The 21847-nt window shown below is 55.2% G+C and carries 17 protein-coding genes, 1 pseudogene and 1 other annotated feature; of the genes and pseudogenes, 7 read left to right on the forward strand and 11 right to left on the reverse strand.

Annotation, left to right across the window (positions count from 1 at the left end):
- Positions 1-243: 243 nt before the first annotated feature.
- Entirely contained in the window at positions 244-1014 is a 771-nt protein-coding gene (gene pgpB, locus ACGS9J_RS01145) for a phosphatidylglycerophosphatase B (protein WP_442229280.1), read from the reverse strand.
- 278 nt (positions 1015-1292) lie between these two features.
- Here pgpB and ribA point away from each other — a divergent pair, with 278 nt between their 5' ends.
- On the forward strand, positions 1293-1886 hold the full coding sequence (gene ribA, locus ACGS9J_RS01150; protein ID WP_041415420.1) for a GTP cyclohydrolase II: 594 nt from the start codon (positions 1293-1295) through the stop codon (positions 1884-1886).
- Positions 1887-1932: 46 nt separating this feature from the next.
- On the opposite strand, the gene acnA is transcribed toward ribA, so the two are convergent.
- The 4 genes from acnA to topA form a co-directional block, all read right to left on the reverse strand.
- Positions 1933-4605: an aconitate hydratase AcnA gene (acnA, locus tag ACGS9J_RS01155; RefSeq protein WP_442229281.1), complete on the reverse strand. Its 2673-nt coding sequence runs from the start codon at positions 4603-4605 to the stop codon at positions 1933-1935.
- Positions 4606-4919: 314 nt separating this feature from the next.
- Entirely contained in the window at positions 4920-5033 is a 114-nt protein-coding gene (locus ACGS9J_RS01160; protein WP_442229282.1) for a YmiA family putative membrane protein, read from the reverse strand.
- A gap of 324 nt (positions 5034-5357) precedes the next feature.
- Positions 5358-6332 carry an HTH-type transcriptional regulator CysB gene (gene cysB, locus ACGS9J_RS01165; protein ID WP_020827132.1) on the reverse strand — a complete coding sequence of 325 codons (975 nt, stop codon included), beginning with the start codon at positions 6330-6332 and terminating at the stop codon, positions 5358-5360.
- Positions 6333-6692: 360 nt separating this feature from the next.
- On the reverse strand, positions 6693-9290 hold the full coding sequence (gene topA / locus ACGS9J_RS01170) for a type I DNA topoisomerase (RefSeq protein ID WP_442229283.1): 2598 nt from the start codon (positions 9288-9290) through the stop codon (positions 6693-6695).
- 426 nt (positions 9291-9716) lie between these two features.
- Here topA and ACGS9J_RS01175 point away from each other — a divergent pair, with 426 nt between their 5' ends.
- A complete protein-coding gene (locus tag ACGS9J_RS01175; protein ID WP_442229284.1) occupies positions 9717-9968 on the forward strand; it encodes a YciN family protein in 252 nt (83 codons plus the stop codon).
- Between the two features lie 48 nt (positions 9969-10016).
- Here ACGS9J_RS01175 and sohB read toward each other — a convergent pair whose 3' ends face one another.
- Positions 10017-11063, reverse strand: a complete 1047-nt coding sequence (gene sohB, locus ACGS9J_RS01180; RefSeq protein WP_442229285.1) for a protease SohB — start codon at positions 11061-11063, stop codon at positions 10017-10019.
- Between the two features lie 359 nt (positions 11064-11422).
- Here sohB and ACGS9J_RS01185 point away from each other — a divergent pair, with 359 nt between their 5' ends.
- The gene (locus ACGS9J_RS01185) at positions 11423-12184 is read left to right on the forward strand and encodes a YciK family oxidoreductase (RefSeq protein ID WP_442229286.1); all 762 of its coding nucleotides are present in this window, start codon (positions 11423-11425) and stop codon (positions 12182-12184) included.
- A gap of 13 nt (positions 12185-12197) precedes the next feature.
- Entirely contained in the window at positions 12198-12788 is a 591-nt protein-coding gene (gene cobO, locus ACGS9J_RS01190) for a cob(I)yrinic acid a,c-diamide adenosyltransferase (RefSeq protein ID WP_442229287.1), read from the forward strand.
- A gap of 45 nt (positions 12789-12833) precedes the next feature.
- On the opposite strand, the gene rluB is transcribed toward cobO, so the two are convergent.
- The 5 genes from rluB to rnm form a co-directional block, all read right to left on the reverse strand.
- Positions 12834-13730: a 23S rRNA pseudouridine(2605) synthase RluB gene (rluB, locus tag ACGS9J_RS01195; protein ID WP_442229288.1), complete on the reverse strand. Its 897-nt coding sequence runs from the start codon at positions 13728-13730 to the stop codon at positions 12834-12836.
- A gap of 229 nt (positions 13731-13959) precedes the next feature.
- Complete coding sequence (locus ACGS9J_RS01200) at positions 13960-14757, reverse strand: alpha/beta fold hydrolase (RefSeq protein ID WP_442229289.1); 798 nt, start codon at positions 14755-14757, stop codon at positions 13960-13962.
- A 147-nt stretch (positions 14758-14904) separates the two neighbouring features.
- A complete protein-coding gene (locus ACGS9J_RS01205) occupies positions 14905-15264 on the reverse strand; it encodes a Rap1a/Tai family immunity protein (protein WP_442229290.1) in 360 nt (119 codons plus the stop codon).
- 113 nt (positions 15265-15377) lie between these two features.
- The gene (locus ACGS9J_RS01210; RefSeq protein WP_442229291.1) at positions 15378-15998 is read right to left on the reverse strand and encodes an L-threonylcarbamoyladenylate synthase; all 621 of its coding nucleotides are present in this window, start codon (positions 15996-15998) and stop codon (positions 15378-15380) included.
- Positions 15999-16054: 56 nt separating this feature from the next.
- Positions 16055-16933: an RNase RNM gene (gene rnm, locus ACGS9J_RS01215; protein WP_442229292.1), complete on the reverse strand. Its 879-nt coding sequence runs from the start codon at positions 16931-16933 to the stop codon at positions 16055-16057.
- Positions 16934-17175: 242 nt separating this feature from the next.
- Positions 17176-17279: a sequence feature (Trp leader region), on the forward strand.
- 24 nt (positions 17280-17303) lie between these two features.
- Here rnm and ACGS9J_RS01220 point away from each other — a divergent pair.
- The 3 genes and pseudogenes from ACGS9J_RS01220 (at position 17304) to trpCF (ending at position 21826) form a co-directional block, all read left to right on the forward strand.
- Positions 17304-18866, forward strand: a complete 1563-nt coding sequence (locus tag ACGS9J_RS01220; protein ID WP_442229293.1) for an anthranilate synthase component 1 — start codon at positions 17304-17306, stop codon at positions 18864-18866.
- Positions 18866-20461 (forward strand): annotated as a pseudogene (gene trpD / locus ACGS9J_RS01225) (bifunctional anthranilate synthase glutamate amidotransferase component TrpG/anthranilate phosphoribosyltransferase TrpD). The gene ACGS9J_RS01220 and the pseudogene trpD overlap by 1 nt, the downstream one beginning before the upstream one ends.
- Before the next feature lie 3 nt (positions 20462-20464).
- Positions 20465-21826, forward strand: a complete 1362-nt coding sequence (gene trpCF / locus ACGS9J_RS01230; protein ID WP_442229955.1) for a bifunctional indole-3-glycerol-phosphate synthase TrpC/phosphoribosylanthranilate isomerase TrpF — start codon at positions 20465-20467, stop codon at positions 21824-21826.
- Positions 21827-21847: the final 21 nt, after the last annotated feature.

Here is a 21847-nt window from a genome sequence, read left to right on the forward strand (position 1 = left end):
CGTGGCGTCCCTAACTAATAAGTTAGCATTTCCCGTCGTAGCAGGGAAACCCTGCGGCACGATAAAACCATATATCTGCTGGCATATTCGACAGTAAACGGCACTCCCGGACAAATTAATGAGAAAGCTTCTCAAAATACCGGATTAATAAGGATATGGGGGCAGTAATACGAATTGCAATGAAGGGTTATGTAAGCGATTAATGCGACGCCATCCCGGCGCCGCGACAAGTGACAGAGTCACTTAATGCTTGTTCGTCAGGGTCCTTTCTGCAATTTCCCGTTGCTCTTGCGGCGGCGGCGTCAAAGGCCCAAACCAGCGTTGCACCAGCCAACAAGCCAAGGTCACCAGCAACCAGCTGATCAAGGTCGCCACCACCAGATCCCGTGGCCAATGCATCCCCAACAGCAGACGGCTCCCCATCACCCCTGTGGCCCAAACCATTAATACCGCCACGGTCTTGTAATGCCGACGTGGCCACAGCAGCCCCACGCCCAGTAGCGCCCAACTGGCGGCAAACATAGTATGGCCGGAAGGAAACGCAAAACCGGTCTCAAACTGCCAATGTTCGCGCAACCATGTTGGCACCAGCGTTTGGTCCTGCAGTTGTTCTTTTACCAGGGCACCCCGCTCTTTGCGCTTGAGCGAGTAAAAGTATTTTTCATCGATCTGATGGGCGGATTCCAGCCACACCACAAAAGGCCGCGGCTCCTGCACCCGATCCTTGATAAAGGACTTAACGCCCTGCCCAATCAGAATCGACGCGCTGAGCAGCACCAGCAAGCCAATGGCCGGCTTGATGCGAAAACGCAGGCACCACAGAAACCAGGCACTGAGAATGATGCTGGTGAGGATCCCCCAGGGTGAAGTGACCGTTTCGGTCAGCCAGTACAAGCCTTTCAGTAGCCGTCCGTCGCCGCCCGGTTGCCATTGCCAGCCGGAAAACCATACTGCCAGCGGCATCAGCAGCAGCACTATCGCGCCAGCCGCCGTGCGTTTCGCTATCTCAAACATGCCCATTATCCTTTGCTTAAGCCAATTTGCAGTGTAACAATCTTGTAATATCGATAACACTCTAAAAATTAAACAGATAAAAAACCTATCGCAATAATAGTTGGCTGAAAACATCGGATGCTGATTTGCTGAGCACCTCATGGCAAGAAGTTATGGCAAAATAGCCGATAATTAACGAAATGCCGATCGTCGTTGCGTATTTTAATACTGGTCAGTTCACTGTGCCGGACGTAGGATGCGCAACCATGATTGAATCGGATGTATTTGTGGAGAGCAACATGCAGCTTAAACGGGTGGCAGAGGCCAAATTGCCAACACCTTGGGGCGATTTCCTGATGGTAGGATTCGAAGAACTGGCTACCGGGCACGATCACTTGGCGCTGGTGTTCGGTGATATTTCTGGCGCGACGCCGGTACTCTCACGCGTACATTCTGAGTGTCTGACCGGTGATGCGCTATTCAGCCTGCGCTGCGACTGCGGTTTTCAATTGGAAGCCGCGCTGGAGCATATTGCAGAAGAAGGCCGCGGTATCCTGCTCTACCACCGTCAGGAAGGTCGTAATATCGGTTTGCTGAATAAAATCCGTGCTTATGCCCTGCAGGATAAGGGCGCTGATACCGTCGAAGCCAACCACCAGCTGGGTTTTGCCGCTGATGAGCGCGATTTCACCCTGTGCGCCGACATGTTCAAGCTGTTGGGCGTGGATGCGGTGCGTTTACTGACCAACAACCCGAAAAAGGTTGAGATCCTGACGGAAGCCGGTATCAACATCACCGAGCGCGTGCCGTTGATCGTGGGCCGCAATCCGAAGAACGAACGTTACCTGGCCACCAAAGCGGCCAAAATGGGCCATTTGCTGGACCAAAAGTAATTTTTTACGGGAAAAATCAGGGCGCCAGAATAAGGCGCCCTTTTTATTACAGCATTTTCCTGATCACGTAGTGCAGGATGCCGTCGTTTTCATAGTAGGTCAGTTCGTTGCCGGTATCGATGCGACAACGGGTATTGACCACTTCCTTGCGCCCGTCGGCATAGGTGATATGCACCGGCACCGTTTGCCCTGGCTTCAGTGTTTGCAGCCCGCTAACGCTGATCTGTTCGTCACCGCTCAGCCCCAACGTTTTACGCGTCACGCCCGCCGGGAACTCCAGCGGCAGAATGCCCATCCCAATCAGGTTAGAGCGGTGAATACGCTCAAAGGACTCGGCAATTACCACTCGTACCCCCAACAGCCGCGGCCCTTTAGCCGCCCAGTCGCGGCTGGAGCCTGAACCGTATTCTTTACCGGCAATCACCGCCAACGGCACTCGCTCCTGCTGATACTGCATGGCAGCGTCATAGATCGACAGCTGATTCTGCGACGGAATGTGGCGGGTGTAGCCGCCTTCAACGCCTGGCACCATTTCGTTGCGGATACGGATATTGGCAAAGGTCCCGCGCATCATCACTTCATGGTTACCCCGGCGGGAGCCGTAGGAGTTGAAATCCAGCGCCGCAACGCCATGATCGCTCAGATAGCGCCCCGCCGGACTGTCACGTTTGATATTCCCTGCCGGTGAGATATGGTCAGTGGTCACCGAGTCAGCCAAAATGGCCAGAATGCGCGCATCCTTGATGTCCTGTACCGGATCCGGCGTCACTTTCATAGTGCTGAAGAACGGCGGATGACGGATATAGGTGGAGTCCGCCTGCCATTGATAGGTGGCCGAGCCGGTAACCTGAATCGACTGCCAGTTGGCGTCGCCGTCGAACACTGCACCGTATTCTTTGTGGAACATCTCGGTGCGAACCTCTTCCACCGCCTGCGCAATGTCTTTGCTGCTCGGCCAGATATCTTTCAGATAAACCGGCTGCCCGTCGCGCCCCTCGCCCAGAGGGTCTTTGGTCAGATCAATCTTCATGCTGCCGGCCAGCGCGTAAGCCACCACCAGCGGCGGCGAAGCCAGCCAGTTGGTCTTCACCAGCGGATGGATACGGCCTTCAAAGTTACGGTTACCGGATAGCACCGCACCCACGGTCAGATCACCCTCTTTGATCGCCTGCTCGATCGGCTCAGGCAATGGCCCGGAGTTACCGATACAGGTGGTACAGCCGTAGCCGACCAGATTAAAACCGAGCTCCTCCAGGTAAGAAGTCAGTTTGGCGCTGTCGAAATAGTCAGTCACCACTTTGGAACCCGGTGCCAATGAGGTTTTCACCCAAGGTTGGGTGCGCAAGCCTTTGTTCACCGCATTCTTCGCCAGCAGGCCGGCCGCCATCATCACGCTGGGGTTCGAGGTGTTGGTGCAAGAGGTAATGGCCGCGATAACCACCGCGCCGTTATGCAGCTCGTGTTCTTGGCGATCCAGGGTGAAGGTTTTGAATTCAGCTTTGCGCTGCTGATTGCCGATCTCAAGTTCGGTCGCAGCACTGAATGCCTTGGGCACGTCCGGCAGCGCCACGCGATCCTGAGGACGTTTCGGCCCCGCCAGGCTGGCGACGACCGTAGACATGTCCAGCGCCAAAGTGCTGGTAAAGACGGGCTCATCACCCGGGTTACGCCACATGCCCTGCACTTTGGCATAGGCTTCTACCAGTGCGATTTGCTCATCGCTGCGCCCACTCAGTTTCATATAACCCAGCGTTACTTCATCCACCGGGAAGAAGCCGCAGGTCGCGCCAAACTCCGGTGACATATTGGCAATGGTTGCCCGGTCGGCCAACGGCAAATCGGCCAGGCCATCGCCGTAAAACTCGACAAACTTGCCCACCACGCCGTGCTTGCGCAGCATCTGAGTGACGGTCAACACCAGGTCGGTGGCGGTAATACCTTCACTGAGCTTACCGGTCAGTTTAAAACCCACCACGTCCGGGATCAGCATCGATACCGGCTGGCCCAGCATCGCCGCTTCAGCTTCGATACCGCCCACGCCCCAGCCAAGAATACCCAGGCCGTTGATCATGGTGGTATGGGAGTCTGTGCCGACCAGCGTATCCGGGTAGGCGATACGCCGACCGCTTTCATCCGTGTGCCACACCGTTTGGCCAAGGTACTCCAGGTTAACCTGGTGACAAATACCGGTGCCCGGCGGGACTACGCGAAAACGGTTGAAGGCTTTTTGCCCCCAACGCAGGAAGGTATAGCGCTCGTGGTTGCGCTCCATTTCGATACGTACGTTTTCTTCAAAGGCTTCGTCATCGCCGAATTCATCAACGGTGACCGAGTGGTCAATCACCAAGTCGACCGGTGACAGCGGGTTAACCTGGTCAACATTGCCGCCCAACCGTTGCACCGCTTCACGCATCGCGGCCAAATCCACCACCGCAGGCACGCCGGTAAAATCCTGCATCAGTACGCGGGCCGGACGGTAGGCAATTTCACGATCGGCATGGCCGGTCTGCAACCAGCCAACGATAGCTTTCAAGTCGTCAACCTGCACGGTATCGCCATCCACATGGCGCAGCAGGTTTTCCAACAGCACTTTCATTGATTTTGGCAGTCGGTCAATATTCCCCAACTGTCTCGCGGCTAGCGGCAGGCTGTAATAGGCATACTCACTATTCAGTGCCACCAGCTTATCCATACTCGTTTCACGAAGATCGGACGACATAGCTCCTCCATTTCTTATTATGTCTAAAACAGGGTAATCACTGAGGTCTTATTTAAAGATAACACAAAGATGACGTAACGTTTTGATAACAACACGTTTTGATCATAACGATAGGCAAGAACAATCAGCGGAGGTAAGTGCTTGTTCGGTCAGTGGATTAGCCAAGGAGTGGTGACAAACTGGTCGGATATGTTTCACGGATCCGGCAAAAGGAAGAGCTTACCCCTCCCGTCTTGACAGGCAACAGGATCCGGAGAAAGGGGCAAAGAGGTGAGGATTTCCAAAATGGGTGGAGGCTGAATGAGGCTGAAGGCTTATACCAACCACCACACCAATGAGCCCGTCAACAGCCAGAACAAACCGCTAATAATGAACACGGCTTGCCATGCTTTACGTCTAATGTCCTTATCGTTCACGCCATCATCCATGTATCAAAACGACCGTAACGGGATTATGGCTCACTTTTAACCATCGCCATATCAGTGAATTCTCATGCCCGGTATAATACTTCCCCCGTCAGGCCCTGCTTTTGCTGATGATGGATGCAGACCCATTTGAGCTTAAGGAGAGCGCAGTGCCATTTTGGGATTTGTCAGTGAACGGGAGCAAAGCGGGTGGATGGGCGGCACTGAAGCCATTGGCGTAACGCTGAGAATGGGATATTGCGGCAAACAAGAGAAAACTGAAAAATCGCTGCGAGCTAAAGCAGGAGAGCAAAACGCCTCTCCTGCCATAATCCGTTAATCCGGCACTTATTTTTCCGGCAGTTTGATGTCCTTGAACATCGCTTCGATTTCTTCGTTGGAACGCAGAGCAACCGCGTTGTCGACCACGTCACGCGTCAGATGCGGCGCGAAACGCTGGATGAAATCGTACATGTAGCTGCGCAAGAAGGTGCTGCGACGGAAGCCGATTTTAGTGGTGCTGTAGGTGAAGATATCGCGTGCATCTACCGTCACCAAATCCGGATCTTGTATCGGGTCTACCGCCATGCTGGCGATCACCCCCACCCCAAGTCCCAGACGCACGTAAGTTTTAATTACGTCGGCATCGGTAGCCGTAAATACGATACGTGGTGTCAGCCCGGCACGGTTAAATGCGGTATCCAGCTCTGAGCGGCCGGTAAAGCCGAAGGTGTAGGTAACGATCGGGTAAGCCGCCAATTCTTCGATGGTGATATGGCTTTTGCCGGCTAAAGGATGATCGGGCTTCACTACCACCGCGCGGTTCCAGTGGTAGCACGGCAGCATGATTAAATCGTCGTAGAGGTGCAGTGCTTCTGTGGCGATGGCGAAGTCTGCAGTGCCTTTGGAGACAGCTTCCGCAATTTGCGTCGGCGACCCCTGATGCATATGCAGCGAAACTCGCGGATAACGCTCAATAAAGCCTTTAATGACGTTCGGCAGTGCGTAACGCGCCTGAGTATGGGTGGTGGCCACATACAGCGAGCCCTTGTCCGGGTAGGTATGCTCGCCGGCGACGGCTTTGATTGCATCCACTTTGGACAGCACTTCACGTGCAATACGGATGATTTCCAGGCCTGCCGGCGTCACCTGAGTCAGGTGCTTACCGCTGCGGGCGAAAATCTGGATACCCAGCTCATCTTCCAACATCCGCACCTGCTTACTGATGCCGGGTTGCGAGGTGTAAAGCCCTTCTGCCGTCGAGGAGACATTCAGGTTGTGGTTAACCACTTCCACGATGTAACGAAGCTGCTGCAATTTCATATCTTATACCATCCTAGGTTAAACACTGCGTTGAGACGCAGCCAGGTATATCGGTGTCGCCCCGGTATGCTGAAAACGAATAAGCCATGAACACAGTGTTTCACTCAGAGGCTGAAGAAACCGCCGTTGCTAATAAGCTTTAATCATAAAAAAACTTTTTATATAACCACTATATCACGCCACAGCTTCAAGTATAGATCCGCGTCACACTATGGTAACGATTATTTTGCATTGCGATCAACGTGAAACCTTGGCCCCAGGATGGAAAAAGCAGCAAAGAATAGATCTGTTCACCGACTTTAGCCAATAAAAAAACCAGCCGCAGGGGCTGGTTTTTAATGTTGCATTCAGGCTGCAAATTTACTTTTTGCCTTCAACCCACTTGCCATCGATGTAGAAAGCGGACCAACCAGTAGCTTTGCCGTCTTTCTCGGAAGAAACATACTGCTGTTTGGTTTTGCGGCTGAAACGCACCATGGTTTTGTTGCCTTCCGCATCCGCCACCGGCGCATCTGCCAGATAACGCAGTTTTTCAGGCAGACGATCCTTGAACCGCGCCAGCTCTTCCACCAATGGCGCACGAGTTTCGCGCGATTTAGGGAAGGTGTTAGCCGCCAGGAATACGCCGGCCGCGCCGTCACGCAGAACAAAGTAAGCGTCCGACTTTTCGCACGGCAATTCCGGTAATGGGACCGGATCTTCCTTCGGCGGTGCAACATCCCCGTTACGCAGGATCTTGCGGGTGTTTTTGCAGTTCTCGTTGGTGCAGCCCATGTACTTGCCGAAGCGCCCCATTTTCAGGTGCATTTCGGAACCACATTTGTCGCACTCCACCACCGGGCCGTCATAGCCTTTCAGACGGAACTCACCCTCTTCGATCTCATAACCGTCACAGGCCGGGTTGTTACCGCACACGTGCAGCTTGCGCTGGTTGTCGATCAGGTAGCTGTCCATCGCCGTGCCGCATTTCTGGCAACGGCGGCGGGCACGCAATGCGTTGGTTTCCGCATCATCCCCTTCGAGAATGTTCAGCACTTCCGTTTCCGGCACCAGGTTAATGGTGGTTTTACAGCGTTCCTTCGGCGTCAGCGCATAGCCGGAGCAGCCCAGGAACACGCCGGTGCTGGCGGTGCGAATGCCCATCTTGCGACCGCAGGTCGGACAGTCGATGCTGGTCATCACCATCTGATTCGGGCGCATACCGCCCTCTTCAGGATCTTTCTCCGCCGTTTCCAGCTGTTCGCTGAACTCGGCAAAGAATTCATCCAGCACCGCTTTCCATTCGGCGTGGTTGTTCGCTACCTGGTCCAGGCCGTCTTCCATTCGGGCGGTGAAATCATAGTTCATCAGCTCGCGGAAGTTTTCTTCCAGACGGTCGGTAACGATCTCACCCATTTTTTCGGCGTAGAAACGGCGGCTTTCGACCCGCACATAACCACGATCCTGAATGGTAGAAATGATCGAAGCGTAGGTAGATGGACGACCGATACCACGTTTTTCCAACTCTTTTACCAACGAAGCTTCGCTGTAGCGCGCAGGCGGTTTGGTAAAGTGCTGGCTTGGGATCAGCTTTTGCAATTCCAGCTCGCTGCCGACTTCGACATACGGCAAGGTGCGGTCTTCATCGCCCTTACGCAGCGCCGGCATCACTTTGGTCCAGCCATCGAAACGCAGCGTGCGACCCTTGGCACGCAGCTGGTAATCACCGGCTTTGACCGACAGCGTGGTGGAGTCGTACTGCGCCGGTGTCATCTGACAGGCGACAAACTGGCGCCAAATCAGCTGATACAGTTTTTGCGCATCCGCTTCCATATCTTTCAACTGCTCGGCCAGCACGTTCACATCCGACGGACGGATAGCTTCATGCGCTTCCTGCGAGTTTTCTTTGCTGCTGTACTGGTTCGGCGCTTTCGGCAGGTATTTGTCACCGAAGTTGTCGCCGATATAACCACGCACCATGTTAAGCGCATCCTGGCTCAGGTTGGTGGAGTCGGTACGCATATAGGTGATGTGACCGGCTTCATACAGGCGCTGGGCCATCATCATGGTCTTCTTCACGCCAAAGCTCAGACGAGTACTGGCCGCCTGCTGCAAGGTAGAAGTAATGTAAGGCGCACCCGGTTTGCTGCTGGTCGGTTTGTCTTCGCGATCCAGCACCGTATAACGGGCTTTTTCCAGCAGTTTCAGCGCGGCGTGAGTCTGCTCGCGATTAACCGGCTTGAACGGTTTGTCGTGGGCATGCGTCACTTCCATCTGCAGCGCGGTATCACCCTTCGCTAGCAGATCGGCGTGCAACTCCCAATATTCTTCCGGCACGAAGGCTTTGATATCGCGCTCACGCTCTACCACCAGTCGCACCGCAACGGATTGCACACGTCCAGCCGACAGGCCCCGGGCAATTTTTTTCCACAGCAGCGGCGAAACCATGTAGCCCACAACGCGGTCCATAAAGCGACGCGCCTGCTGTGCGTTAACACGATCGATATTCAGCTCGCCCGGCTGTTTAAACGCATTTTGGATCGCGTTCTTGGTAATTTCGTTAAACACTACGCGGCTAAAGCGTTTGTCGTCCCCCCCGATAACTTCCCGCAGGTGCCAGGCAATGGCTTCCCCTTCGCGGTCAAGGTCAGTTGCGAGATAAATGTGGTCGGCGTTTTCCGCTAACGATTTTAACTCGGCGACAACTTTTTCTTTACCCGGCAGAATTTCGTATTGCGCTTCCCAGCCATGGTAAGGATCGACGCCCATCCGATTTACCAGCGCCGTCTTCTCATCTTTTTTAACTTTCTTCTTGGCTTTGTTTTCGGTTGAGTCAGCGCTCTTTTTGCTGGCTGAGCCACTGGTCGGCAAATCACGGATATGACCGACGCTGGACTTCACCACGTAGTCATTACCTAAGTATTTATTAATAGTTTTGGCTTTTGCCGGGGACTCAACTATTACGAGAGCTTTACCCATATTTACCTTTACCTAATTTTATTTCTTCTAAAAAGAAGTCTTTTATCTCGCCGTGCCGCAGCGATTCATATCTCTTTTTTATATTGCGGCAGTCTGGCAAGAGATCAACATGTTTTTTTCTATTGGCTGCTTAACTGCTCAACCTGAACGCAAGTTGTTGATCCTGCCTGCTATTCACCCATGCCCCAGAAGTATGGCTGCGTGAAACTCATTAATGGCGTAAACAAAACCTTCCACCCGACGCCGCAAAATCCCACACTGTACCTGATAAAAAGCGCCACGCAACCTAATTAGCACGGAAAGGCAGATTTCGCCAATCGGCAGATACCGCTAGCCATCCAGACGGCAAATAAACCTTAGTCTGTTTGCGGATAAATGCGAACTGGCGTTAGAATATGTGCAGAATTTATGATTGGAGTGTAATAAATGCGCACTAATACCTCACCCATTGATCGTGACACCCTGCTGCAAGAAGCAAATAACCTTATTCGCCAGCATGATGATTATCTGCAGGGCATGGTTGCCACAGATGTTGAACAAAAAGGCAGCGTTTTAGTTTTCCGTGGGGAATTCTTTTTGGATCCGGATGGATTGCCAACGGCAAAAACTACCGCAGTATTTAATATGTTTAAACACTTGGCTCACGTGTTTTCTGATAAATACCATTTGGTCGATTAAGCATAAAAGAACGGGGGCCTCAGCCCCCGTCTTGTTTAATCGCTACGCTTAAAGCAGCGGTTTTTCACCGCGCTGCCACCAACGTAACAGCAGGCGATCGACACTTTCTGCCGCGCTGCCGGTAAAACGGTCCATCAGGCGTTTACGGCGTGCATAGCGCACACCGACCACCTCGTGGTTTTCCATTTCCGCAATCAGCAAATCGTCGCTGGTACCAATCGCATCAACCAGGCCCTTTTCTTTCGCTTGGGTGCCGAACCAGTGTTCGCCGGTCGCCACACTGTCAATATCCAGTGAGGGACGCTGCTGATGAACAAACTCTTTAAACAGCTCGTGAGTTTCGTTCAGATCTTCACGAAATTTCTCACGCCCCTGCTCGGTGTTTTCGCCAAACAGCGTCAGCGTGCGTTTGAATTCGCCGGCGGTATGCAGCTCCACATCAATATCGTTCTTTTTCAGCAGACGGTGGAAGTTCGGGATTTGCGCCACGACACCGATGGAGCCGATGATGGCAAAAGGGGCAGCAACGATGCGGTCGGCCACGCAGGCCATCATGTAACCGCCGCTGGCGGCCACCTTATCGACCGCGACCGTCAGGCGAATGCCGCCGGTGCGCAAACGCGCCAGTTGCGAAGACGCCAGGCCGTACCCATGTACCACCCCGCCAGGGCTTTCCAGCCGCAACAGAACCTCGTCCTGCGGCGTCGCCACAGCCAACACCGCCGAAACTTCCTCACGCAACGAGGTCACTTCATGGGCATCCATGCTGCCTTTGAAATCCAGCACGTACAGGCAAGGTTTGGTGGCTTCCACCGCCCCGGCTTTAGCGCGCTGCTTCTTCAGCTTATCGTCGGCCTTGGTCTGCTTTTTAAACTGCTTGCTCCAGGTCTTTTGTTCCGCTTCGCCCATTCGCGCCAGACGCATGTCGCGTTGCATGTCCCGATATTGTTCCCCGAGGTCGGTAAGCTGCAGTTCCCCTTTCTGTCGGGTTTTGCGTTGCCCGATACTGACCGCCAGCAACGCCAGCGCGGCGATGGCAATCACTACCGTCGCGACTTTGGCCAGAAACAGGCCGTAAACAGATATAAACTCCACAGATTCCGCCTTGATTAACAGGTTGTTAGTATGATCTCATTCATTCTAGCCAACCGACGCGGTGGCTGTCGCGGCTAAATAAAAATTCCTTGTGCTGCCTCTTTACTATGTGGGCGGCTTTTGGCTTAACCAAGCTGCCGTCGTTCCATTTTTGTTACAAAAGAATGCCGTTTCTGCGGCCTAATCATTGAAAATACGATCCATTTGAGGCATATAACACGGATTATTCATCAACGTGATGATCCAAATTCGCTGCGGGGCCCTGCATGCGGTCGAGCCTTTGCTCCTGTCATGGCCCCTCAATCCACCCACTCCCCGATGCAAGCGGGAGACCAGCCACCAAGGCGCGAGGAATTATTGTGCATTACCAACCTAAACAGGATCTGCTGCAACAACGTATTATTTTGGTCACCGGTGCGGGCGACGGCATTGGCCGTGAAGCGGCTCTCACCTACGCCAAATTTGGCGCGCAATTAGTGTTGTTGGGCCGTACCGAAAGCAAGCTGAAAGCGGTACAGGCCGAGATCGCCAAGCTAAGCAACGCACCCACTTACACCATCACGCTGGACCTGCTGCATACCACGCAGGAGCAGTGCCAACAGGTGGCGGCGGAACTGGCGACCCATGTCCCCCGTCTCGACGGCGTGCTGCACAATGCCGGTCTGCTGGGCGATATCGCCCCGATGGCAGAGTTGTCGATGACGATGTGGAACGAGGTGATGCAGGTGAACGTCAATGCCACTTTTATGCTCACCCAGGCACTGTTGCCCTTGCTGCTGAAATCCAATGCAGGATCCCTGGTTTTCACCACCTCCAGCGTCGGCCGTACCGGACGTGCCAACTGGGGCGCCTACGCCGTGTCAAAGTTCGCCACCGAGGGCATGATGCAGGTGCTGGCCGACGAGTACAAAAGTCGCAATCTGCGGGTAAACTGCATCAATCCGGGCGGAACGCGTACCCAAATGCGTGCATCTGCATTCCCTAATGAAGACAAAAGCAAGCTGAAAACCCCGACGGATATTATGCCGCTTTACCTCTATTTGATGGGGGATGACAGCCGCCGTAAAACCGGCATGAGCTTTGATGCCCAACCGAACCGTAAACCCGGCGCAGCCGAATAAAAGGGGTTTTATCATGGCTGAAGACCGCCACCAACAACGCCAACAGCGTCTGAAAGAACAGGTGGACGCGCGCATTGCCGCTGCCCAGGAAGCACGGGGTTTACTGCTGGTGTTCACCGGCAACGGCAAAGGTAAAACCACCGCGGCGTTTGGTACCCTCACCCGCGCCGTGGGCCACGGGATGAAAGCCGCCGTCGTTCAGTTCATCAAGGGTGAATGGCCGAACGGTGAGAAAAATCTGCTGCAGCAGCATGGCGTCGAATTTCAGGTGATGGCGACTGGGTTCACCTGGGAAACTCAGGATAAGACCAGCGATACCGCCGCTTGCCAGGCCGTATGGCAACACGGCAAGCGCATGCTGGCCGACAGCAGCCTGGATCTGGTGCTGCTGGACGAACTGACCTATATGGTCAGCTACGGTTATCTTGAACTGGACGAGCTGCTGGAGGCGCTACGACAGCGTCCTGCACACCAGACGGTGATTATCACCGGGCGTGGCTGCCATCGCGATCTGATGGAACTGGCGGATACGGTAACGGAAATGCGGCCGGTGAAGCATGCGTTTGACGCGGGCATCAAGGCGCAACAGGGAATTGACTGGTAACGAAAAGAAAAACGCCGCAGCCCTGTGGGGGCTACGGCGTGATAATCAGCTGCGTTTGCTTGGCTTGCCAGGCTTGCTGCCCGCGGCACTGCGGCGACCGCTTCCGGCCACCTGAGTGTGGCGCTTGACAGCACGACGGATCTGGTTAGCCTTCACACGGCGACGTTCGCGCTCAACCGGCATCTTGCTGACGGTTTCCGGCTTCAACTCAACCAGTTCGCGCAGGTAGTTAATCGCCGGCAATTCCAGCTCGGTCCAGCCGCCACGCGGAATACCTTTAGGCAGATCGATATCGCCGTAACGTACCCGGATCAGGCGACTGACCTGAACGCCAACCGCTTCCCAAAGACGACGAACCTCGCGGTTACGCCCTTCGGTCAGGGTCACGTTGTACCACTGGTTAATCCCCTCACCACCCTGGAAGGTGATAGTGCGGAAAGCGGCCGGGCCGTCTTCCAACTGAACGCCCTTGCTCAACTGCTTCACTTTTTCGTCGTCAATCTGGCCAAATACGCGCACCGCATATTCACGCTCGACTTCACGACTTGGGTGCATCAGGCGGTTCGCCAGTTCACCGTCGGTAGTAAACAACAGCAGGCCTGAGGTGTTGACGTCCAGGCGCCCTACCGCCACCCAGCGCGAGCCACGCAGCTTAGGCAGACGATCGAACACCGTCGGGCGACCTTCAGGATCGCTACGGGTGCAGAGCTCGCCTTCCGGCTTGTAATACGCCAGTACGCGGCAAACCGCTTCTTCGGATTCTTTAACCGAGACAACGTGACCATCCAGACGGATTTTCATTGAAGGGGTCACTTCAACGCGGTCACCCAGTTTGGCCACTTTACCGTCAACGCTGACGCGGCCGGCTTCAATAATGGTTTCGATTTCACGACGCGAGCCATGACCGGCGCGCGCTAAAACTTTCTGTAACTTTTCGCTCATTGAGCAACCTCTAGTGTCGCCTTCACAGGCGTCGGGGGGATGACCGTCGCGGCGTCAGACACCACAACGGTAACAATACGTTTACTTGGATCGAACCGCGCATTATACAGGCTTTCAATAGGGTTGAAACCCACTTTATTGCCTGGTCGATTATCGAAAGCTATCGATGGCGTGAGATTTCGATGAATAGCGGGCAAGAACCCGCTTTATAACAGACTAGGTAAACGGATCAATCTTCGAGGAAATCGGCTACCGCCCGATACACTGCCGCTGGCTGCTCGAGAATACCAAGGTGAGTACGGGCATTTTCCAGCCGCACGACCGAGAAAAATGGATGGTTGGCGGCAAAGCTCTGCTGTTGCAGCAAATAGTCTTCGTCGCGATCCAATGAGTAAATATGCCGGCAAGCAGGCGGAGAGGTTAATTCCCCCAGCCGGTTTAGCGGCGAACCGTATTGCCTGTAGGCTTGCTCAATCGCCACGCCGGCGGCCTGCCAAACGCGATAATCCTCCTGCGCCATTTCAACGGTCAAATGCTGTTTTACCTGTGGGTGTTCAATGCCGCCCTGCCAGAATGTGAATAAATCATCACGCGCCGCCAGCCAGTGTTCAGGCCGCTGCATTTGCTGAACGGAATCGAAAAATGCAGGCTCCGGCTGGGTCATGATCCAATCGAGAAACACCATTCCCTGCATCTGCTGCGGCATGTTCTCGGCCAACACCACCGCTATCCAACTGGCGTGCGCTACCGACAGCGTCACAAACCGCTCCACTTGCAACTCAAGCAGCAATTGCTGGAGATCTACCAGCAGATCCTGTGCGCCAAGGGAGAGCCAGGCATCGCGATCAGACAGGGCGTGCCCCCGCCAGTCGAGGCTGATCACCCGATACTTTTGCGCCGCCAGTGCAGTAAAGGGGGCAAATACGGTTTTTGGTTCACACCAACCGGGCAAAAGCACCAACGTCAGCGGGCCTGAACCGGAATCATGATAATCGAGAGAAAGGGTGCCGTGGCGAAACGCTGTCATTTTGTCTCCTAAACGTCATATCCCCCACAATAAGGGGATTTGTGTATTAGCAGTAAAATGACAGCCTTCGTCAGTTTCATCTATTGGAAAGGATGCTAAATAAGGGCCTTCGCACCTAATGAAAAAATACGCACTAAATAAACGTTATTAATGCCGTTCACAGGGATAGGCGGCGGTTAATGCCAGCATAATCACCGAAGGTGCGGAGTAATGCAGCTGTTCCGGGTGGTCATTTAAATACTGCATGACCGCATCCGAAGCCATGCCCACGCTCATTCCGGCATCCGGGCAAATACTGCGATTGCCCTGCATTGAGAAAGTATCAAATACGCCGGCTACATAGCCCATAAACATCCCGCCATCGAGCGCCTCAGCCACGGTAGCCGCCCCATTTTTATTTTTTACATAACCGTTGGTTTCAGACATCAAGGCGCTGCCGGAATAAAAACCCGCGCTGGCCACAGAAGAAAACAATATGGCCGCTAAAAGAGAAATCCGCTTAATCATCGTGACGCATCCTGCCTATTATCAGTTTTTGATATTGTAGAATAGCGGCTTTACCGGCAAATGACGCCGCGCCAGCCACTTTTCAGAAAATGAGCAAAATCTGCAGTCACGCATCAACGGAAAGGCGTTGCGTCACCCGCCCCTTCGCGCACCACTTCGGGTGCGGACTCGGTCAGGTCAACCACCGTGGTCGGTTGCTGGCCCAGGAAGCCGCCATGGATCACCAGATCTACCTGTTTGCCCAGATGTTCGCTGATCTCTTCCGGGTCGGATTCGGCAAAATCATTGCCTGGCAGCATTAACGTGGTCGACATCATCGGCTCATCCAACACTTCCAGCAGCGCCAACGCAATCGGGTTCGAAGGCACACGCAGACCGATGGTTTTACGTTTATCGTTCATCAACCGGCGCGGCACTTCCTTGGTCGCTTTCAGAATGAAAGTGTAGTTGCCGGGGGTGTTGTTTTTGATCAGTCGGAACGCGGTATTGTCGACGTAAGCGTAAGTCGACAACTCAGACAGATCGCGGCACATCAACGTAAAGTTATGGTTACCGTCCAATTGGCGGATACGGCAGATTCGTTCCATTGCCGCCTTCTCTTCCAGCTTGCACCCTAGCGCGTATCCGGAGTCGGTGGGATAGACGATCACACCGCCCTTACGCAGCACATCCACGGCCTGATTGACCAGGCGCGGTTGTGGATTATCTGGATGAATATAAAAAAGCTGACTCATGACTTGCTCCTAAAATGATGCACGCGGACGGCATCGCCCACGTTAAATCAACCGACTTAACCCTGCTGCGGTTGCGGCCAGTCACGCCACACGGGTTCAACCCCGCCGGGTAACCACAGCTTGCGGCCCAGTTCGATCCACGAGCAGGGCTGATGAAAATCAGATCCCTGCGACGCCAATAATTGATATTCCTGCGCATACTTTGCCAGTTGCGAGCGTTCATGCGGTGCCTGCTGACACTGGGCGACCTCCATGGCATCTCCCCCCTGTTCGGCAAAGTGCGCCAGCAACCGCTTCAGCCATTTGGCCGTCAGGTCGTAACGGCCCGGGTGCGCTATCACTGCCTGACCGCCGGATTGATGAATCACATCAATGGCTTGTTTTATTGTACACCACTGTGGCGGAACGTAGCCGGTTTTGCCTTTGGCCAGGTATTTCTTGAACACCTGGGCCATATTGCCGGCGATGCCGATCTGCACCAGATAACGGGCAAAATGGCCGCGCGTTACCGCCCCGCCGTCCGCCAGCTTTTGCGCGCCTTCAAACGCACCATCGATACGTGCTTTAGCCAGCCGTACGCCAATCTCCTGCGCACGTAAATTACGGCGTTCGGTCTGTTCGGCCAACAACTGCACCATCGCCGGATGGGTGGTTTCGATCCCCAGACCCACGATATGAATCTCGTGATTTTCCCACAGCGTGGAGATCTCCACCCCGTTCACCAACTGCAACGGCAAAGACAGTTCGGCAATGGTCGCGGCGGCGGCAGCCAGGCCTTCGGTGGTATCATGATCGGTGATCGCCAATACGCCCACCCGCATCTCAACCGCCCGCTGCACCAACTGCGCCGGCGTCAAATAGCCGTCAGAGGCGGTGGTATGGCTGTGGAGATCGTACAGGGTAAATGCGGAAGGCTGGGGATTACTGTCTGTCAAAAGAAATATCCGGCAATGGTTTGGCCTTCTATCATACGCGTGTTCGCCCGCCGGACGGAACTCTATTCTGGCCCGCGCGCCTGCCCCTTGATGAAAATAATTCACGTTTGCGGCTAAAACATTGTGTGAAAAGAGGGTTGACTTTACTCACGCGAACCAGTTAACTAGTACACAAGTTCAGGGCGATACCCTAGTTGGATGATAAACAAGAGAGCACAGAAATGAATAAGCAAACTTCTCTTCTTCGTTGGTGGCGTACCTCCCTTTCGCGGGCGGTGTAATCACGCATACCTGTCATCTGACACTGCAGATTCCCTAAGCCCGCTGGTAACGCGGGCTTTTTTATGGACAAATTTTAACTGGAATACCCATGATGAACATCAAACCACAGCTTAAATTACTGAAGGCGGAGGCCAGTTACCGGGGCGATCCGACCACCATTTTCCACCAGTTGTGTGGCGCTCGCCCGGCTACGTTGCTGTTGGAGTCCGCTGAAATCAACAGTAAGCAAAACCTGCAAAGCCTGCTGGTGATCGACAGTGCCCTGCGCATTACCGCACTGGGCCGCAGCGTCACGCTGCAGGCGCTGACCGCCAACGGGGCGGCGATGCTGCCGCTGTTGGATGAGGCGCTGCCGCCGGAAGTACAGATTCAGGTACGACCTAACGGCCGTGAACTGACATTCCCGCTGATTGACGCAGTCCAGGATGAAGACGCTCGCCTGCGTTCGCTGTCGGTCTTTGATGCGCTGCGTACCCTGCTGACACTGGTGGATTCTCCCGCCGACGAACGTGAAGCGGTGATGCTCGGTGGTCTGTTTGCCTACGATTTGGTCGCCGGTTTTGAAGACCTGCCGGCACTGCGCCAGGATCAGCGCTGCCCGGACTTCTGCTTCTATCTGGCGGAAACCCTGCTGGTGCTGGATCACCAGCGCGGCGTCGCCCGGCTGCAGGCCAGTGTATTCACGGCCGACCCGGCCGAGGAGCTGCGCTTGCAACTGCGTCTGGAACAGCTGCAGGTTCAATTGAAACAGACTCCGCAGCCGATCCCGCATCAGACACTGGAAAACATGCAACTGAGCTGCAACCAAACCGATGAAGAATACGGTGCGGTGGTCAGCGAGCTGCAGCAGGCCATTCGTCAGGGCGAAATTTTCCAGGTAGTTCCGTCACGTCGTTTCTCTCTGCCCTGCCCGGCCCCGCTGGCCGCGTACCAGACGCTGAAGGACAACAACCCAAGCCCATACATGTTCTTTATGCAGGATGACGAATTCACCCTGTTCGGCGCGTCACCGGAAAGTGCCTTGAAATACGACGCCAACAACCGTCAGATTGAAATCTACCCGATTGCCGGTACCCGCCCACGCGGCCGTCGTGCCGACGGTTCACTGGACCTGGATCTGGACAGCCGTATCGAGCTGGAAATGCGTACCGACCATAAAGAGCTGGCCGAGCACCTGATGCTGGTCGATCTGGCGCGTAACGATCTGGCGCGGATTTGTCAGGCCGGCAGCCGCTACGTGGCCGACCTGACCAAAGTGGACCGCTACTCTTTCGTGATGCACCTGGTTTCCCGGGTGATCGGCACCTTGCGTGCCGACCTTGACGTGCTGCACGCCTATCAGGCCTGCATGAACATGGGCACCCTGAGCGGTGCACCTAAAGTGCGCGCCATGCAGTTGATCGCCGCCTCTGAAGGCACCCGTCGCGGCAGCTACGGCGGCGCGGTAGGTTATTTCACCGCCACCGGTGATTTGGATACCTGTATTGTCATCCGCTCCGCGTACGTTGAAGACGGCATTGCCACCGTGCAAGCCGGGGCCGGCGTGGTGCTGGACTCTGTTCCTCAGGCGGAAGCCGATGAAACCCGTAATAAGGCACGTGCCGTGCTGCGCGCCATCGCCAGTGCGCATCAAGCCAAGGAGGTGTTCTGATGGCCGATATCTTACTGCTCGATAACGTTGATTCCTTTACCTACAACCTGGTCGATCAGCTGCGCGCCAGCGGTCATCAGGTGGTGATTTACCGCAACCAAATTTCTGCCGAGGTGATTATCGAGCGCCTGCAGCAGTTGACCCAGCCGGTGCTGATGCTGTCACCCGGCCCAGGGACTCCGGCCGAAGCCGGTTGCATGCCTGAGCTGTTGCAGCGCCTGCGCGGCCAGTTACCGATTATCGGTATCTGTCTGGGGCATCAGGCCATTGTGGAAGCCTATGGCGGCCACGTCGGTCAGGCCGGTGAGATCCTGCACGGCAAGGCTTCGGCGATCAGCCACGATGGCGAAGGGATGTTTGCCGGCATGGTAAACCCCTTGCCAGTGGCCCGTTATCACTCCCTGGTAGGCAGCAACATCCCGGCCGAACTCACCGTTAACGCCCATTTTGGCGAGATGGTGATGGCAGTACGTAATGACCAGCATCGTGTATGCGGTTTCCAATTCCATCCGGAATCGATCCTGACCACCCACGGCGCGCGTTTGCTTGAGCAAACTCTGGCCTGGGCGCTGGCGAAATAACGAGAGGAAACGACGATGCAAACTATTCTTGAAAAACTGTACCGTTCAGAGTCGATGAACCAGCAGGAAAGCCAGCAGTTGTTCAGCGCCATTGTTCGCGGCGAGCTTGAGCCAAGCCAATTGGCCGCAGCGCTGATCAGCATGAAGATTCGCGGCGAACGCCCGGAAGAGATCGCCGGTGCCGCCAAAGCGCTGCTGGCCGATGCCCTGCCGTTCCCACGCCCGGACTATCCGTTTGCCGATATCGTGGGTACCGGCGGCGACGGCACCAACAGCATTAATATTTCCACCGCCAGCGCCTTCGTAGCCGCGGCGTGCGGCGCCAAAGTGGCCAAACACGGCAACCGCAGCGTGTCCAGCCGGTCCGGATCGTCGGATCTGCTGGCGGCGTTCGGTATTCGCCTGGACTTGCCGGCGGAACAGGCACGTCAAGCGCTGGACGACCTGGGCGTGTGCTTCCTGTTTGCTCCGCAGTATCACACCGGTTTCCGTCATGCGATGCCGGTACGCCAACAGTTGAAGACCCGCACGGTGTTCAACGTGCTTGGCCCACTGATCAACCCGGCGCGTCCACCGCTGGCGCTGATCGGCGTTTACAGCCCGGAACTGGTGCTGCCGATTGCCGAAACCCTGCGCGTGTTGGGTTATCAGCGGGCAGCCGTGGTGCACGGCGGTGGCATGGATGAAGTGGCGATCCATAGCGCGACCCATGTGGCCGAATTGAACAATGGCGAGATTGAAAGCTATCAGTTGACGCCACAGTCCTTCGGGTTGCAAAGCTACCCGCTGGAGGCCCTGCTGGGCGGCTCGCCGGAAGAAAACCGTGACATTCTGGCAAGGTTGTTACAAGGTAAAGGTGACCCGGCGCACGCCGCTGCGGTAGCCGCTAACGTGGCGCTGCTGCTGAAGTTATTCGGGCATGAAGACCTGCGCCAAAACGCGCAGCAGGCACTGGACATGATTCACAGCGGGAAAGCTTACGAGCGCGTAACCGCACTGGCAGCAAGAGGATAAATGATGCAGGAAACCGTGCTCAACAAGATTGTTCGTGACAAAGCGCAATGGGTCGCAGCACGACAGCAACAACAGCCACTGGCCAGTTTTCAAAATGAAATCGTCCCAAGCGAACGTGGTTTTTATCACGCGCTGCAGGGAGCCAGAACGGCGTTTATTCTTGAATGCAAAAAGGCATCCCCTTCCAAAGGGTTGATCCGCGAGAATTTCGATCCCGTGGAGATTGCCTCGGTCTACAAAGATTTTGCCTCGGCGATTTCGGTGCTGACCGACGAAAAATACTTCCAGGGCAGCTTCGATTTTCTGCCGCTGGTCAGCAAGACGGTGACACAGCCGGTGCTGTGCAAAGATTTTATTATCGACCCGTATCAGATCTATCTGGCGCGCTTCTATCAGGCCGACGCCATTCTGCTGATGCTGTCAGTGCTGAACGACGATCAGTACCGTCAGTTGGCGGCGGTGGCGCACAGCCTGAACATGGGCGTGCTGACCGAAGTGATCAGCGAAGAAGAACTGCAACGGGCCATTGCTCTGGAAGCGCCCGTGGTCGGTATCAATAATCGCGATTTGCGCGACCTGAGTATCGATCTGGATCGCACTCGTCAGTTGGCGCCCCGCGTTCCGCACGGTGTAACGGTGATCAGCGAATCCGGCATCAACAATTACGGCCAGATCCGCGAATTGAGCCACTTTGCCAATGGCTTCCTGATCGGCAGCGCATTGATGTCGGAAAATGACCTGCGCGCCGCCGTGCGTCGGGTGATCCTGGGCGACAACAAAGTCTGCGGACTGACCCGTCCTCAGGATGCCAGCGCGGCCTATCAGGCCGGCGCGGTCTACGGCGGGCTGATTTTTGTCGGGCGCTCACCGCGCTATGTCGATATTAATCGCGCACGGGAGGTTATCTCGGGTGCGCCACTGAAATATGTCGGCGTGTTCTGCGATGCGCAGGTAGAAACCCTGGTTAAGACGGTCGAACGCCTGGGGCTGAAAGCGGTGCAGTTGCACGGTGCCGAAGATCAGGCCTATATCAGCGCCCTGCGCGCCGAACTGCCTGCCGAATGCCAGATTTGGAAAGCGCTGAGCGTGAAAGACCATTTGCCCAAGCGCGATTTGCAGCACGTTGACCGCTATCTGCTGGATAACGGTGCGGGTGGCACCGGCCAGCGTTTCGACTGGTCGGTATTGCACGGCGAAAACCTGGAAAACGTGATGCTGGCCGGTGGCCTGGGCGCAGACAACTGTGTTGACGCAGCCAAACTCGGCTGTGCCGGTCTGGACTTTAACTCCGGCGTTGAGAGCCAACCCGGCATTAAGGATCCTGCCCGCCTGGCGGCGGTATTCCAGACCCTGCGCGCTTACTAAACATGATTAACGGATAATAAC

The organism is Serratia quinivorans (assembly GCF_052113645.1).
Taxonomy (GTDB): Bacteria; Pseudomonadota; Gammaproteobacteria; order Enterobacterales; family Enterobacteriaceae; genus Serratia; species Serratia quinivorans_B.